The organism is Paraburkholderia sp. ZP32-5 (assembly GCF_021390495.1).
Classification (GTDB): domain Bacteria; phylum Pseudomonadota; class Gammaproteobacteria; order Burkholderiales; family Burkholderiaceae; genus Paraburkholderia.
Genome location: NZ_JAJEJP010000002.1, coordinates 1,897,735 through 1,912,129, shown reverse-complemented (window position 1 = coordinate 1,912,129; position 14,395 = coordinate 1,897,735). Strand labels below are relative to the sequence as shown.

Annotated in this window: 11 protein-coding genes; 8 read left to right on the top strand and 3 right to left on the bottom strand. The window is 63.0% G+C overall.

What is annotated here, in order from left to right; translation table 11 throughout:
• Nucleotides 1-64 precede the first annotated feature (64 nt).
• The 6 genes from L0U82_RS27195 (at nt 65) to L0U82_RS27170 (ending at nt 7,908) form a co-directional block, all read left to right on the top strand.
• Nucleotides 65-1,303: an ABC transporter substrate-binding protein gene (locus tag L0U82_RS27195; protein ID WP_233835973.1), complete on the top strand. Its 1,239-nt coding sequence runs from the start codon at nt 65-67 to the stop codon at nt 1,301-1,303.
• A 9-nt stretch (nt 1,304-1,312) separates the two neighbouring features.
• A complete protein-coding gene (locus L0U82_RS27190) occupies nt 1,313-2,269 on the top strand; it encodes a carbohydrate ABC transporter permease (protein ID WP_233835972.1) in 957 nt (318 codons plus the stop codon).
• Nucleotides 2,269-3,204 carry a carbohydrate ABC transporter permease gene (locus L0U82_RS27185; RefSeq protein ID WP_233835971.1) on the top strand — a complete coding sequence of 312 codons (936 nt, stop codon included), beginning with the start codon at nt 2,269-2,271 and terminating at the stop codon, nt 3,202-3,204. Before L0U82_RS27190 ends, L0U82_RS27185 begins: the two co-directional genes overlap by 1 nt.
• A 12-nt stretch (nt 3,205-3,216) precedes the next feature.
• Nucleotides 3,217-4,425, top strand: a complete 1,209-nt coding sequence (locus L0U82_RS27180; RefSeq protein ID WP_233835970.1) for an ABC transporter ATP-binding protein — start codon at nt 3,217-3,219, stop codon at nt 4,423-4,425.
• A gap of 44 nt (nt 4,426-4,469) precedes the next feature.
• Entirely contained in the window at nt 4,470-5,531 is a 1,062-nt protein-coding gene (locus tag L0U82_RS27175; RefSeq protein ID WP_233835968.1) for a LacI family DNA-binding transcriptional regulator, read from the top strand.
• A gap of 664 nt (nt 5,532-6,195) precedes the next feature.
• Nucleotides 6,196-7,908 (top strand): SulP family inorganic anion transporter, encoded by a 1,713-nt coding sequence (locus L0U82_RS27170; RefSeq protein ID WP_233835966.1) that lies wholly within the window; start codon nt 6,196-6,198, stop codon nt 7,906-7,908.
• Nucleotides 7,909-7,936: 28 nt separating this feature from the next.
• Here L0U82_RS27170 and L0U82_RS27165 read toward each other — a convergent pair whose 3' ends face one another.
• From L0U82_RS27165 to L0U82_RS27155, 3 genes are all read right to left on the bottom strand, one after another.
• On the bottom strand, nt 7,937-8,311 hold the full coding sequence (locus L0U82_RS27165; RefSeq protein ID WP_233835964.1) for a hypothetical protein: 375 nt from the start codon (nt 8,309-8,311) through the stop codon (nt 7,937-7,939).
• Between the two features lie 103 nt (nt 8,312-8,414).
• Nucleotides 8,415-9,053, bottom strand: coding sequence for a LysE family translocator (locus tag L0U82_RS27160; protein WP_233835962.1), 639 nt, complete (start codon nt 9,051-9,053; stop codon nt 8,415-8,417).
• A 215-nt stretch (nt 9,054-9,268) separates the two neighbouring features.
• Complete coding sequence (locus L0U82_RS27155) at nt 9,269-10,144, bottom strand: LysR family transcriptional regulator (RefSeq protein ID WP_233835960.1); 876 nt, start codon at nt 10,142-10,144, stop codon at nt 9,269-9,271.
• 131 nt (nt 10,145-10,275) lie between these two features.
• On the opposite strand from L0U82_RS27155, the gene L0U82_RS27150 reads away from it, so the two are divergent.
• Together L0U82_RS27150 and L0U82_RS27145 are read left to right on the top strand one after the other, a co-directional pair.
• Nucleotides 10,276-10,710 (top strand): VOC family protein, encoded by a 435-nt coding sequence (locus tag L0U82_RS27150; RefSeq protein WP_233835959.1) that lies wholly within the window; start codon nt 10,276-10,278, stop codon nt 10,708-10,710.
• Nucleotides 10,711-11,117: 407 nt separating this feature from the next.
• The gene (locus L0U82_RS27145; protein WP_233835958.1) at nt 11,118-14,381 is read left to right on the top strand and encodes an efflux RND transporter permease subunit; all 3,264 of its coding nucleotides are present in this window, start codon (nt 11,118-11,120) and stop codon (nt 14,379-14,381) included.
• The last annotated feature ends 14 nt before the right edge of the window (nt 14,382-14,395 follow it).

The following is a 14,395-nucleotide window of genomic DNA, read 5'->3' as shown; positions in this document are numbered from 1 at the left end:
AAAGCGGGTGGAGCTGGTTTGTCTTTCGACTTGGCATACGGGCGGCGCGCCCGGAGGAGACGGAATGAACAGCAGCAAAATGGTCTTGCGAGCCGTGGTTGCGGCACTGGCGCTATATGGCGTCGTCGCGCAGGCAGAGCCGCTCAAGGCCAACGTGATTCACTGGTGGACCTCGGGCGGCGAATCGGCCGCGATCCGGCAGTTCGCCGATGCGTACAACAAGGCCGGCGGTCAGTGGGTCGATAACGCGGTCGCCGGCGCGGATCAGGCACGCTCCACCGCGATCAACCGCATCGTCGGCGGCGATCCACCCACCGCCGCGCAATTCAACACGTCGAAGCAGTTTCACGACCTGATCGATCAGGGCCTGTTGAACAATGTCGACGACGTCGCTGCGAAAGAGAACTGGAACGGCATCTTCCCGCAGTCGATTATCGACAGCATCAAGGTGAAGGGCCATTACTACGCGGCGCCGGTCGATATCCATATGCCGGCGTGGTTCTTCTATTCGAAGCCGGTGTTCCAGAAAGCCGGTATCGCGAGCGAGCCGAAAAGCTACGACGAATTTATCGCCGATCTCGGCAAGCTGAAGAGCGCGGGCGTGATTCCGCTCGCGTTCGGCGGCCAGCCGTGGCAGGAGAAGATCACGTTCGACGCGGTGCTTGCCGACGTCGGCGGCCCCGACCTGTATATGAAGGTCTATCGCGATCACGATACGAACGCGGTCAACTCCGACGCGTTCAAGAAGGTGCTCGTGTCGTTCAAGAAGCTGCACGATTTCGTCGACCCGGGTTCGCCCGGCCGTAACTGGAACGATGCGACCGCGCTCGTCACTTCCGGCAAGGCGGGTGTGCAGATCATGGGCGACTGGGCCAAGGGCGAATTCGTCGCGGCGAATCAGGCAGCGGGCAAGGACTTCGGTTGCTTCCCGGGCTTCGGGCCGCATTCTCCGTATCTGGTCGCGGGCGACGTATTCGTGTTCCCGAAGACCGACAACGCATCGGCCATCAAGGCCCAAAATCTGCTCGCCACGGTGATGACCTCGCCGTCCGCGCAGGTTGCGTTCAGCGCGAAGAAAGGCTCGATTCCGATTCGTCCCGATGTGGATGCGGCGAGCCTCGATGTCTGCGCGAAGGAGGGCATCGCGATCATGAAGGACAAGTCGCGTCAGCTGCCGAATCCGGAAATGCTGCTGTCGCCCGATACGCAAGGCGCGCTGACTGACGTCGTGACGAACTTCTGGAACAAGAACCAGTCGGTCGACGATGCGCAGAAAGCCTTCGCCAGCGCGTTGAAGGGCTAGGGCGCCGCGATGCACGCGCTCAAGGTGCCAGCCGCCGCCGCGTCGAAACCACGCGGCAGCTCGGGTAGCACGCCGCATCGCAAACCGCTGAAGCGGCGGTTTTCGATCGCGGTCTGGCTGGCCCTGCTGCCGATGATCCTGACTGTCGTGTTCGCGTATCTCGGCACGATGGTCTGGACCGCGCGCGTATCGCTCAGCAATTCGCACACGTTTCCGTCGAACGACTTCGTGGGCTTCACGCAGTACGCGCGGCTTTTCCATAACGATCGATGGCTCGTATCGCTGCAGAACATCGTGATCTATGGCGCTTGCTTTATCGTCGCGTGCATGGTGATCGGTTTGCTGCTGGCGATTTTCATCGATCAGCGGGTCGTTGCCGAAGGCGCGTTGCGCACGGTGTTTCTGTATCCGTATGCGATGTCGTTCGTCGCGACCGGACTCGTGTGGCAATGGATTCTCAATCCGGAACTCGGCGCGCAGCAAGTGCTGCACCGGCTCGGCTTCACGCATGCGCGCTTCGACTGGATCGTCGACCAGGACTGGGTGATCTACACGATCGTGATCGCGACCGTGTGGCAGGCGTCGGGCCTGGTGATGGCATTGCTGCTCGCGGGGCTGCGCGGCATCGACGAAGAGTTGTGGAAAGCCGCGCGCATCGACGGTATTCCGCGTTGGCGCGTGTATGCGAGCATCGTCGTGCCGATGCTCGGACCGTCGATTTCAACGGCCTTCGTGCTGCTGTTCGTGATGGTGGTGAAGCTCTACGACGCGGTCGTCGCGATGACGCAGGGTGGCCCCGGCACCGCCAGCGAAGTACCGGCCAAATTCATCATGGACTATCTGTTCGGACGCGCGAATATCGGCCTCGCGTCGGCGGCGTCGATCGTGCTGCTCGCGACGGTGCTCGCGATACTCGCGCCGTTCTTCTATGCGCGCAGTCGCGCGGCGCTGCGCGGGGAGCGGTGATGAGCACACTCGATCCTTCGTTCAACAGCGGGCCGGCGGGTCGTGCCGGCCGTGCGGGTCGTTCACGTCCACGGCCACGCCGTTCGGCATTCTCGCCGGCACGTATCGGCATCTACGCGTTTCTGCTGACCGCCGCGGTGTTCTTTCTGCTGCCGCTCTATGTGATGCTGGTCACGTCGGTCAAACCGATGAGCGAGATCCGGCTCGGCAATCTGCTCGCGTTTCCAACGCATTTCACACTCGACGCATGGAGCGCCGCATGGCAATCCGCGTGTACCGGGCTCGATTGCAACGGCATTCGCGTCGGCTTCTGGAACTCGGTGCGCATCGTCGTGCCGAGCACGATCTTCTCGATCGCAGTCGGTGCGGTGAACGGCTATGCGCTGAGTTTCTGGCGGCCGCGCGGCGCGGGCATGCTGTTCGGCGTGTTGCTGCTCGGCGCATTCATTCCGGTGCAGGTGATGGTTTATCCGCTGGTGCGGGTGCTCGCGAGCGTGCATCTGTTCAGCTCGCTGCCGGGCATCGTCGTGATTCATACGATCTTCGGCATGCCGGTGATGACGCTGCTGTTTCGCAACTACTACGTGTCGATTCCGCAGGAACTGTTCAAGGCCGCGCGCATCGACGGTGGTGGTTTCTGGCGCATCTTCTTTCAACTGATGCTGCCGATGTCGACGCCGATCATCGTCGTCGCGCTGATCATGCAGGTCACCGGTATCTGGAACGACTTCATTCTCGGCCTCGTCTTCGCGGGCACGAAGAATCTGCCGATGACCGTGCAACTGAACAACATCATCAATACGACGACCGGCGAGCGTCTGTACAACGTCAACATGGCGGCGACGATTCTGACGTCGATGGTGCCGCTCGCGGTCTACTTCATTTCGGGCCGCTGGTTCGTGCGCGGCATTGCGTCGGGCGCCGTCAAGGGATAGGGCAGGGCAAACATGGCTAATACGATCAATGCGCCAATCGATGTGATCGCGGATGCGGCGCGGGCGCAAGACGCCGCGGCCGGCGCGGCCGCGCTCACGCATCCGGCCAACGTCGCAATCCGCGATCTGACGATCCGGCTCGGCTCGAACACGGTGATCGAGAACCTCGATCTCGACGTGCTGGCGGGCGAATTCGTCGTGCTGCTCGGGCCGTCGGGCTGCGGCAAGTCCACGTTGCTGCACAGCATCGCCGGGCTGATCGACGTGACGGACGGCAGCATCGAGATCGCCGGCGAAGACATGACATGGGCCGATCCGAAGGATCGCCGCATCGCGCTGGTGTTCCAGTCGTACGCGCTGTATCCGACGATGAGCGTCGAGCGCAATCTGTCGTTCGCGTTGCGCATCAACGGCACGCCGAAGGCGGAGATTGCACGGCGCGTCGCGCGCGCATCGGAGATGCTGCAACTTGGGCCGTTGCTGAAGCGCAAGCCGGCGCAACTATCCGGTGGACAGCGGCAGCGTGTCGCCATCGGCCGCGCGATCGTGCGCGAAGCCGATGTGTTTCTGTTCGACGAACCGCTGTCGAATCTCGACGCGAAGCTGCGCACCGAACTGCGCCGCGAACTGAAGCAACTGCATCAACGGCTCGGCGCAACGATGATCTACGTGACGCACGATCAGGTCGAAGCGATGACGCTCGCGACCCGCATGGCCGTGATGCGCGGCGGCGTGATCCAGCAGTTCGGCACGCCGGCCGAGGTCTACGCGCGGCCGAACAATCTGTTCGTCGCGACGTTCCTTGGCTCGCCCGCGATGAATCTGCTGAAGGGCACGCTCGAGACGCGCGATGGCGCCGTGCACTTTAGCGCCGAGCATGTGCGGCTCGATGTATCGGCGTATGCGTTCAAGGATGGGGCCACGCAAGGGCAGCCATGCGTGCTCGGCGTGCGCGCCGAAGACGTGCATGTCGATGCGGGCAGTGCGAGCGGTGCTGAAGGCGGCGGTGAAAGCGGCACCCCACGCGCGGCCGGGTTCGCAAAAGTTTCGCTGGTGGAGCCGATGGGCAACCACCGGGTCATCTGGCTCGACTATCATGGCGAACAGATCGCGTCGATCGATCAGACAAAAGCGCCGGTCGCAGAGGGCGACACCGTGGCGTTTTCGCTCGACGCCGCGCATGTCTCGCTGTTCGACGAAGCGGGCGGCGCGCGCCTCTAACGCCGCAGCGCGCACGCGCGTCACGGCTCGTCGATAAAGGCTTGATGGAGAACCGCGTGGCAACTCTCAAGGATGTCGCGGAACTGGCCGGCGTGGGCATGTCGACCGCCTCACGAGCCATTTCCGGCAAAGGACCGGTTTCCGCCGATGCGGCCGCCCGCGTGAAGGCGGCGATCGAAGCGCTGAACTTCCGCCCGTCGTCGATCGGTCGGGCGATGGCAACGCAGCAGCTCGGCATCATCGGCATTTTCGTGCCGACGTTTTTCGGCTCCTACTACGGCACGATTCTGAAGCAGACCGACACCGAACTGCGCGCGGTACGCCGCCATGTGGTGGTCGCGACCGGCTGCGGGGAGGTGTCGCCGCGCGAACAGGCGATCGAGGCGGTGCGCTTTCTGATCGGCCGCGATTGCGATGGCGTTGTCGTGATCAGCCACGATCTGCACGACGAAGACCTGATCATGCTACACGGCATGCATCCGAAGATGGTGTTCCTCAATCGCGCGTTCGAGCAGTTGCCGGAGGCGTCGTTCTGCGCGGACCACTGGCGCGGCGGCGAACTGGCGGCGCGCACGCTGCTCGACCATGGGCATCGCGATATCGCGGTGATTTCGGGGCCGTCGACCGCGTCGGACAACCAGACGCGGATCGAAGGCTTTTTCGCCGAGCTGGCGCGCGCTGGCATCGCGCGCGACGATGTCACGCTGATCGAATCGGACTTCTCGCCGGAAGGCGGCTATGCGGCTGCGCAACAACTGCTCGATTCGAAGCGGCACTTCACAGGCCTGTTCTGCGCGAACGACACGATGGCGGTCAGCGTGCTTGCGCGCTTCCATCAGGCGGGTATTTCGGTGCCCGACGATATTTCCGTGATCGGTTACGACGACGATTATTCGGCCGCCTATGCGGCGCCCGGACTCACATCGGTCCATATTCCGACCGCCGAACTCACGCAGAACGCGGTGCGCTGGCTGATCAACCAGTGCTACCGGACTTCGTGGGAGATTTTCCGGGAGTTTCCGGTCAGCGTGACGATGCGCGGCTCGGTCGGACCGGCGCCGGCCGAAAAAATCACAGCGCGGCAGGTAACGCGCTGGAACTGCTGATCTCATAGTGCGGCGCCGGTATCAACACGCGGACAGGTTCGCCGCGCAATCGTGTCACTCGGCGCCGCTCCGCTCGGCGCCATGCGCCGTATGCGGCTATGACGCCCAAATAGGGGCAAAGCCGCGAGCCAGCCACGACAACGCTTTGCCCGCGATCACGGACATCTTTTCGCTCACCACGCTTGCCGATAATTTCCTTTCGTCGCCCGCCGATCGTGATCTTTTTCGAAGAATCCCGTAATCCTCTGCAATAGTGCTTTGCGGTTTTCCCTCATTTAATTCGCATGTAATTTCTTTACACTACGCAGTAACAATTTGTTACGGGGTGCGTGGTGATGCTGGCAGTCTTTCTGATTGCTTGTCCCATCTGCATCGCTGCGCTGTTCGGTTTTGCGCGGCATGTGGATCCGGCGACGGGCCGCTTCAAGCGTTAAATTCCAGGGCTATTGTCCCAATGGCAGCATGGAGAGATTTTCTTTCAATTTGCTTGTGATTGGCGATTGATCAGCTTTAAGCAACCGTGAGCGGATATTCGATTTCTTTCGATACGCTTTCTTGTGTTCTATTCCGTTCAATAACCTGTTCGGTCTTATCAAGTCTTGCCTTTGTGTGCCGACTCGCGGCACGATGCCCGATAACCTAAGTTTTCAGGGCAGCATCGCGTATGCGAGACTTTCTGCAGCAGATGACCGCGCGCTTCAGCGTACTGAGAGGCGTTCTTCCACTGAATGGGGTGGCAGCGGCGCGTGATGCGCTGGCCGGTGTGCAGCTTGCGTCGATGGATATTCCGCAGGTGCTCGGCTACGCGCGCATCGCCGGCATGCCCGCGGTCACCGGGCTTTACACCGTTTTCCTGCCGCTCGTTGCGTTCGCGTTTTTCGGCGCGTCGCGGCATCTGGTCGTCGCGGCCGACTCCGCCACCGCCACTATTTTCGCGAGCCGCCTGGCGACGATGGCGCCGGCTTCGAGCGCCGAATACGCGGCGCTCGCCGCGATGGTCGCGCTGCTGACCGCGGCGTTACTGCTCGTCGCGCGCATCTTCAAGCTCGGCTTTCTTGCCGATTTTCTGTCGCGTACCGTGCTGGTCGGTTTTCTGGCGGGCGTCGGCGTGCAGGTTGGCATCGCGATGCTCGGCGATATGTTCGGCGTGACCGGACACGCGACGCGCAGCATCGATCAATTGCTGCTGGTGGTGCGCGAAGCCGCGCACATCAACGTGCCGACATTCGCGATTTCGGCGCTCGTGGTGGTCGTGATTCTGGTGTGCAAACGTTTGTGGCCGCGTTTGCCGGTGCCGTTGATCGCGGTCGTCGCGGGCATTGCCGCCAGCGACCTGCTCGATTTCGCGGCCCACGGCATTTCGGTTCTCGGCCCGGTCGAAGGCGGATTGCCGCCGCTGCGCATTCCGTTGGTGACGTGGCAGCAGATGCTCGACCTCGTGCCGGTCGCCGCCTCCTGCTTCGTGATGATCGTCGCGCAAAGCGCCGCTGCGAGCCGCGTGTTTGCCGAGCGCTACCACGAGCCGGTCGATACCAACGCGGACCTGCTCGGCATCGCCGCGGCCAATGCGGCGGCGGCGTTCTCGGGCGCGTTTGTCGTCAACGGCAGCCTGACGCAGACCGCGATGGCCGATCGCGCCGGCACGCGCAGCCAGTTCGGGCAACTGGTGTTCGCGGCGGTCGTCGTCGCGGTGCTGCTATTTTTCAGCCGCTTTTTGCAGTATCTGCCGCACTGCATTCTCGCGAGCATCGTGTTTACGATCGCGGTCGGCCTGGTCGATCTGCGGGGGCTGTTTGCGATCCGCGGCGAAAGTCCCGGCGAATTCGCGCTGGCGGTGTTCACCGCGGCGGCGGTCGTGCTGATCGGCGTCGAGCACGGGATTCTGGTGGCGGTCGCGGTGTCGCTGCTGCGTCACGTGCGCCACAGCTACCGGCCGCACACGATGGTGCTTGCGCCCGGCGACGACGGCTTGTGGGTGCCGGTGCCGGCGGTGCCCGGCATCGAGACCGCGCCGGGGCTGATCGTCTATCGCTTCGGCGCCGACCTGTTCTACGCGAACGATCATTTCTTCGTCGACGACGCGCGCCGCCTGATCGATCGCGCACCGAGCGCGATGCGCTGGTTCGTCGTGGATGCGAGCGCGATCACCGATCTCGACTACTCGGCGGCGCGCTCGGTCGGCGAATTGTGCGCGGCGCTCAAGCAAAACGGTATCGAGGTGATTTTCGCGCGCGTGAACCGGTATCTGCGCTCGGATATGGACCGGCACGGGATCACGCCGATCGTCGAGTCGCGCTGCATTTTCAGTACGCTGCATGAAGCGTTGCTGGCAGCCGGCGTCGAGCAGCCGCATGAGCGGGTCAAGGGCGCGCCTTAGTACAAGCGGGGCGCCGCCGATGCCGCTATTAGCGCGCCGCTTCGTCGTCCGCGAAAAAATGGCCGATGAAAAAGCACACGCCCGCACCGATGATGCCCAGCACCGCGACGGTATAAGCGAGCCTGACACCGTGCCAAAGACTGTCGAACCATTGATGAAGCTGCGCCATCAGCACCGCGGCATTGCCGCCGATCTGCTGTAGCTCGATCTGATAGCGCGGATCGACGATGCTGTACATCGCGACCGCGCTATCCGGCGGCGGTGCGCTCGCATAAATGAGTGCCGCGGCGATGAAGCCGGCGAGCAGGATCGCCGTGCCGGTCAAATAGAGCCGCTTTTGCAGCGGCGAGCGTGGGGTGGATTGGGGTGCCTCGTTGCCGTTATCGCTGTCGTTGCCGTTCATCGTTTCTATCTGTGCGCGTGGCCTGGGCCGGTCATCGGCCGATGCCGCCAGTATCGCAGAGCGGCGCGCAAGCCGGCCGCACGCCAAGCCATAAAAGCTCGCACTAGTTTCGCGACGTCAGCAGCTTGAGCCCGGCGATGCCGAACATGACCGCGAGCGAGCCGTCGAGCCAACGGCGGATCGCCGTATAGATGCGCCGCGCGGACGCGGTCGAGAACAGCACCGCGTAGCTGCTGAACACCGCCGTGCCGATCACCATGCAGCCGAGCACGACCGGCATCACGTGTGCGGCACCGTGGACCGGCGACATCGCGAGCGACACGATCGACATCCACACCAGCACCGCCTTCGGGTTCGTCAGATGCAGCAGCAGGCCGCGCAGATAAAGCCGCTTCAGCGGTTCGTCGCTGCGCGTGGTGATCGTGGCCGGCTCGTCGGCACTGAGCGCCGAGCGCGCGGATTTGAAGCCGAGCCACAGCAGATACAGGCCGCCCGCGATCCTGATCGCGACGAGGCACTGCGAATAGCTGGCGAGCACCGCCGACAAACCGAGCGACGCGAGCAGCGCCCATGAGAACGAGCCCGACACGACGCCGAGCGCGAAGGTCAGCGCGGCGCGCCGGCCCGAACTCATCGCGAGCGACATGATCGCGAGATTGCTCGGCCCGGGGCTCGCGGTGCCGACGAAATAGGCGCTGTAGGCGATCAGGACATCGGCGGTGAGCACAGGGCTGGCGATCATGGCGGGCAGAAGGTGAGGGCAGAAATACGGCCTGAAATGCAGGCGGAAAGGGGCGCGCAAGCTCCACGCGTAAGCGGCGATTCTGCGCGCCGCGCTGCGCGACTCACAGATACAGTTGCCTCGTCGGACAGCAGCACAATCGACGCGAGGGCCGGTAGAACGGATTGGTTCGATCCGTGCTCGCCGCTCCTTGCGTTCAGCTCATAAGCCGACGATCACGTACCCGCGGCGCCCGCAATACAGTCGGCGAGCGCATCCGCCACCGCCTGCCGGCTATGCCGTGGCCGCTGCACCAGACCGATTTCCCGATGAAACGTCGCGTCGTCGAGTGGCAGCGCGACGACGTTCGCCGGCCACTTGCCGAGCCCGGCTGTGTTCGGAATCAGCGCGACGCCCATGCCGCGCGCGACCAGTTGCACGATCGCCTGTAATTCGTCGAGTTCGATCGCGTCGCGTACGGTCACGCGCGCGCGCCGCAGAAAGCGCTCGACGAGCCGGCCGCCGAACGACGCGCGGTCATAACGGATAAACGGCTCGCTCCTCAGCAGTTCGCGCCACGAGCGTGCGCCGCGCGCGAGCTTTTTCGGCGCAAGCAGCACGAACGGCTCGCTGACGAGCGTGCGCCATTCGAGTTCGGACGGCAGCGCGAACGGCGGCCGGATGATCACGGCAAGATCGAGTTCGCCGGCATCGACCTGGCCCAGCAGACCCAGCGACACCCCCGGCACGACCCGAATCCGCCAGCCGGGGCGGTCGTCGCGAAAGCGCGCGAGCGCGTCGGCGAGCAGCGCCACCTGCGCGGACGCGATCGCGCCGACCCGCAGCATGCCGCTTTCGGCCGCGCCCGCGCCGCGTTCGGAGAGCCGCGCATAGAGCGTCATCATTTCCTCGGCGAGCACGAGCGTGTCGCGGCCGGCCTCGTTGAGCGTCGCGGAGCGCCCGGTCCGGTCGAACAGCGGGAAGCCGAGTTCTTCTTCCAGTCGTTGCATCTGCGCGCTGACCGCCGATTGCGTGAGCCCGATGCGTGCGCCCGCACCGGAAAATGTGCCGTACTGGCTGACGGCGATGAAGGTCTTCAGTTCGCTGAGCATGATCGATTGATCGATTTTGGTGTTGGTCAGCTCAAATATATATCGTTTCTCAGCACTTTTTTTAATGGTTAAACTCGGCCCCACATCATTGCTCTATCATCCCCACACCTTTATTTAGCGAGTCTTTTCTGATGAGCGCTGCCGAAACCGCTGTGCCGCCGTTCCATCTGGCGTTTCCTGTTCATAGCCTCGCCGCCGCGCGCGAGTTTTACGGCGAACTGCTCGGCTGCCCGGAAGGGCGCAGTTCGGACGCATGGGTCGATTTCAACTTCTACGGCCATCAGATCGTCGCGCATCTCGCGCCGGACGAAATCGGCCATCGTCAGACGAGCGAAGTGGACGGCGATTCCGTGCCGGTGCGCCACTTCGGCGCGGTGCTGTCGATGGCGCAATGGCAGGCCGCCGCGGACAAGCTGCAAAACGCCGGCATCCAGTTCATCATCGAGCCGCATGTGCGTTTCAAGGGCGAGGTCGGTGAGCAGGCAACAATGTTCTTCCTCGATCCGTCGGGCAACGCGCTCGAATTCAAGGCATTTGCCGATATGTCGGCACTGTTCGCCAAATAAGCACCGAAAGCGACGGCCCCACGCGGGCTGATCGTTTCAAACGAAAAAGCCGGTCAATCGCATAGGCGCGGTTGGCCGGTTTTTTTACGAGCGTACGTCTACCCAACGCCGCTTTTCGCGAATCAATCTGAAAGCATGTTTCACAATATTTCGGACGGGACGCAGGGTGCGGATCTACAGACTTTTCATTAACTGTCGTTAACTTTATTCGACAGACGCCTGCTGGTCGGTCATCGGACGATAAATTCGCGACGCCGGCAGTATTACTAAACCCATCGCTCAATCATTACAAATGCCTTCCTGACAATTCCGCCATTTTGGCGTCATGCAGCCGTTGGTGCTATCGATCTAGCATAGCCGCAAATTACAGCCCTCCCTTCCACCCGCATCCTCTCTGGCTCGTTTCAATGTGGATCGTCAACGTAGCGCTTAAGCGGCCATACACGTTCATCGTGATGGCGATTCTGATCGTGCTGGCGACGCCATTCGTGTTGTTCACCACGCCTGTCGACGTGCTGCCGGAAATCAATATTCCGGTCGTCAGTATCATCTGGACGTACACCGGTTTGTCGGCCGAGGACATGGCCACCCGGGTCACGTCCGTCAACGAGCGCAGTCTGACCACCACGGTCAACGACATCGAGCACATCGAATCGCAATCGCTGCCGGGTATCGCGATCCTGAAGGTATTTCTGCAGCCGACCGCGAATATCCAGAGCGCGATCGCGCAGACCGTGGCGGTCGAGCAGGCGCAGCTCAAACAGATGCCGCCGGGCGCCACGGCGCCGCTGGTCATCAGCTATTCGGCCTCCAGTATTCCGGTGATCCAGCTCGGCCTGTCGAGTCCGAAGCTCTCCGAGCAGGATCTGAACGACGTCGCGCTGAACTTCCTGCGTCCGCAGCTCGTGACGATTCCGGGCGCGGCCGTGCCGTATCCGTACGGCGGTAAATCGCGTCTGATTTCGGTCGACCTCGATACGCGCGCGCTGCTCGCCAAAGGCCTGACCCCGACCGACGTGGTCAACGCGTTCAACGCGCAGAACCTGATTCTGCCGACGGGTACGGCCAAGATCGGGCCGAAGGAATACACGGTCGACATGAACGGCTCGCCGTCCACGATCGAAGGCCTCAACGACATTCCGGTGCGCACGGTCAACGGCGCGACCACCTATCTGCGCGAAGTCGCGCACGTGCGCGACGGCTATTCGCCGCAGACCAACATCGTGCGGCAGAACGGCCATCGCGGCGTGCTGATGTCGGTACTGAAGAACGGTAACGCATCGACACTATCGATCGTCGATTCGCTCAAAGGCCTGTTGCCGGGTGCACGCGCGACCTTGCCCGCCGATCTGCAGATCACGCCGCTGTTCGACCAGTCGGTGTTCGTGAAAGCGGCGGTGCAGGGTGTGGTGCGCGAGGCACTGGTGGCCGCCGCGCTGACCGCCGCGATGATCCTGCTGTTTCTCGGCAACTGGCGTAGCACCTGCATCATCGCGATCTCGATTCCACTGTCGATTCTGTCGTCGTTGATCGTGCTGCACGCGCTAGGCCAGACCATCAACATCATGACGCTCGGCGGTCTCGCACTCGCGGTCGGGATATTGGTGGACGATGCAACGGTGACGATCGAGAACATCGAGCGCCATCTGCACATGGGCACCAATCTGCACGACGCGATTCTCGACGGCGCGGGCGAAATCGCGGTGCCGGCGCTCGTGTCGACGCTGTGTATCTGTATCGTGTTCGTGCCGATGTTCTTCCTGACCGGCGTCGCGCGCTATCTGTTCGTGCCGCTGGCGGAAGCCGTCGTGTTCGCGATGCTCGCGTCGTACATTCTGTCGCGTACGCTGGTGCCGACGCTGGCGATGCTGCTGATGGGCCACGCGCACAAGCCGAAGCCAGGTACGAAGCCGAATCTGTTCATGCGCGTCTATCACCGCTTCGACGCGGGCTTCGAACGCATGCGCGCGGGCTACATCATGATCCTGAGCAGCCTGCTCGTGCGTCGCAAGATGTTCGGCACGGTGTTCCTCGGCTTCTGCGTGCTGTCGCTGGGACTTGGCCTCGTGCTCGGCGAAGACTTCTTCCCGAGCGTCGACGCGGGCGATATCCGTCTGCATATGCGCGCGCCGACCGGCACCCGCATCGAGGAAACCGCGCGCCTTGCCGACGAGGTCGAACAGGTGATCCGCGAAGTCGTGCCGCCGCAAGACTTGGGCACGATTCTCGACAACCTCGGTCTGCCTTATAGCGGTATCAACCTGTCGTACAGCAACTCGGGCACGATGGGCACGCTCGACGGCGAGATCCAGATTGCGTTGAACGAGGGCCACGCGCCGTCGCAGGTCTATATGGACAAGCTGCGCAAGGTCTTGCCGCAGCGCTTTCCGGGCGTCGATTTCTTCTTCCAGCCGGCCGACATCATTACGCAGATCCTGAACTTCGGCTTGCCCGCCGCGGTGGATGTGCAGATTTCCGGTGCGAACCTGCAGGGTAACTTCGACGTCGCGCGCAAGCTGATGAAGCAGGTACGGCTGGTTCCCGGCACGGTCGATACCCATATCCAGCAGAAGCCGGACGAGCCGGTGCTCAGTCTGCGCATGGACCGTACGCGCCTGCAACAACTGAACCTGAGCGCGAACAACGTCGCGCAGAACGTGCTCGTGTCGTTGTCGGGCAGTTCGCAGACGTCGCCGGGATTCTGGGTCAACAACCGCAACGGCGTCGAATACAAGGTGGCGGTGCAAACGCCGCAGTACCTGGTGTCGTCAATGGACGATCTGCTGCGCACGCCAGTGTCGCCGACGCTGAACGGACCGACGCAGTTGCTCGGCAACCTCGTGCAGGTGTCGCAGAAATCGCAGTTCGCGGAAGTGTCGCACTACAACATCCGGCCGGTGATCGACCTGTACGTGAGCGTCGAGAAGCGTGACCTCGGCAGCGTCGCGAACCAGGTCGACAAGCTGGTCAACCAGGCGCGCGCGACGCTGCCGCGCGGCAGCACGATCATCGTGCGCGGCCAGGTGCAGACGATGCGCAGTTCGTTCCTCGGGCTAGGTCTTGGCGTGGCCATGGCGATCGTGCTGGTGTATCTGTTGATCGTCGTGAACTTCCAGTCGTGGGTCGATCCGCTGATCATCGTCAGCGCGTTGCCGGCCGCGCTCGCGGGCATCGTGTGGATGCTGTTCCTCACCGGCACGCATCTGAGCGTGCCGGCGCTGACCGGCGCGATCATGACGATGGGGGTCGCGACCGCGAACAGTATTCTGATGGTCGCGTTCGCGCGCCAACGGCTCACGGCCGGCGCGCCGCCGCTCACCGCCGCGCTCGAAGCCGGCGCGAGCCGGATTCGCCCGGTGCTGATGACCGCTTTCGCGATGATCATCGGCATGATTCCGATGGCGCTGGGTCTCGGTGAAGGCGCCGAGCAGAATGCGCCGCTGGGCCGCGCGGTAATCGGCGGCCTGCTGTTCGCGACGGTATCCACGCTGTTTTTCGTGCCGCTCGTGTTCGCGGGGATTCATTCGTGGCTGGCACGCCGTAAGAACAACGACGGCGACCCGGACCCGCATGACGGCGGCAATGGCGGTGACGGTAGTGGCGGTGATAAGGGTGGCAGTCGCGCCGGCAGTGCCGCGCCTGAGCACAGCAGTGCGGCCGCGCCCGCGTAAAAGTTAAACGATGG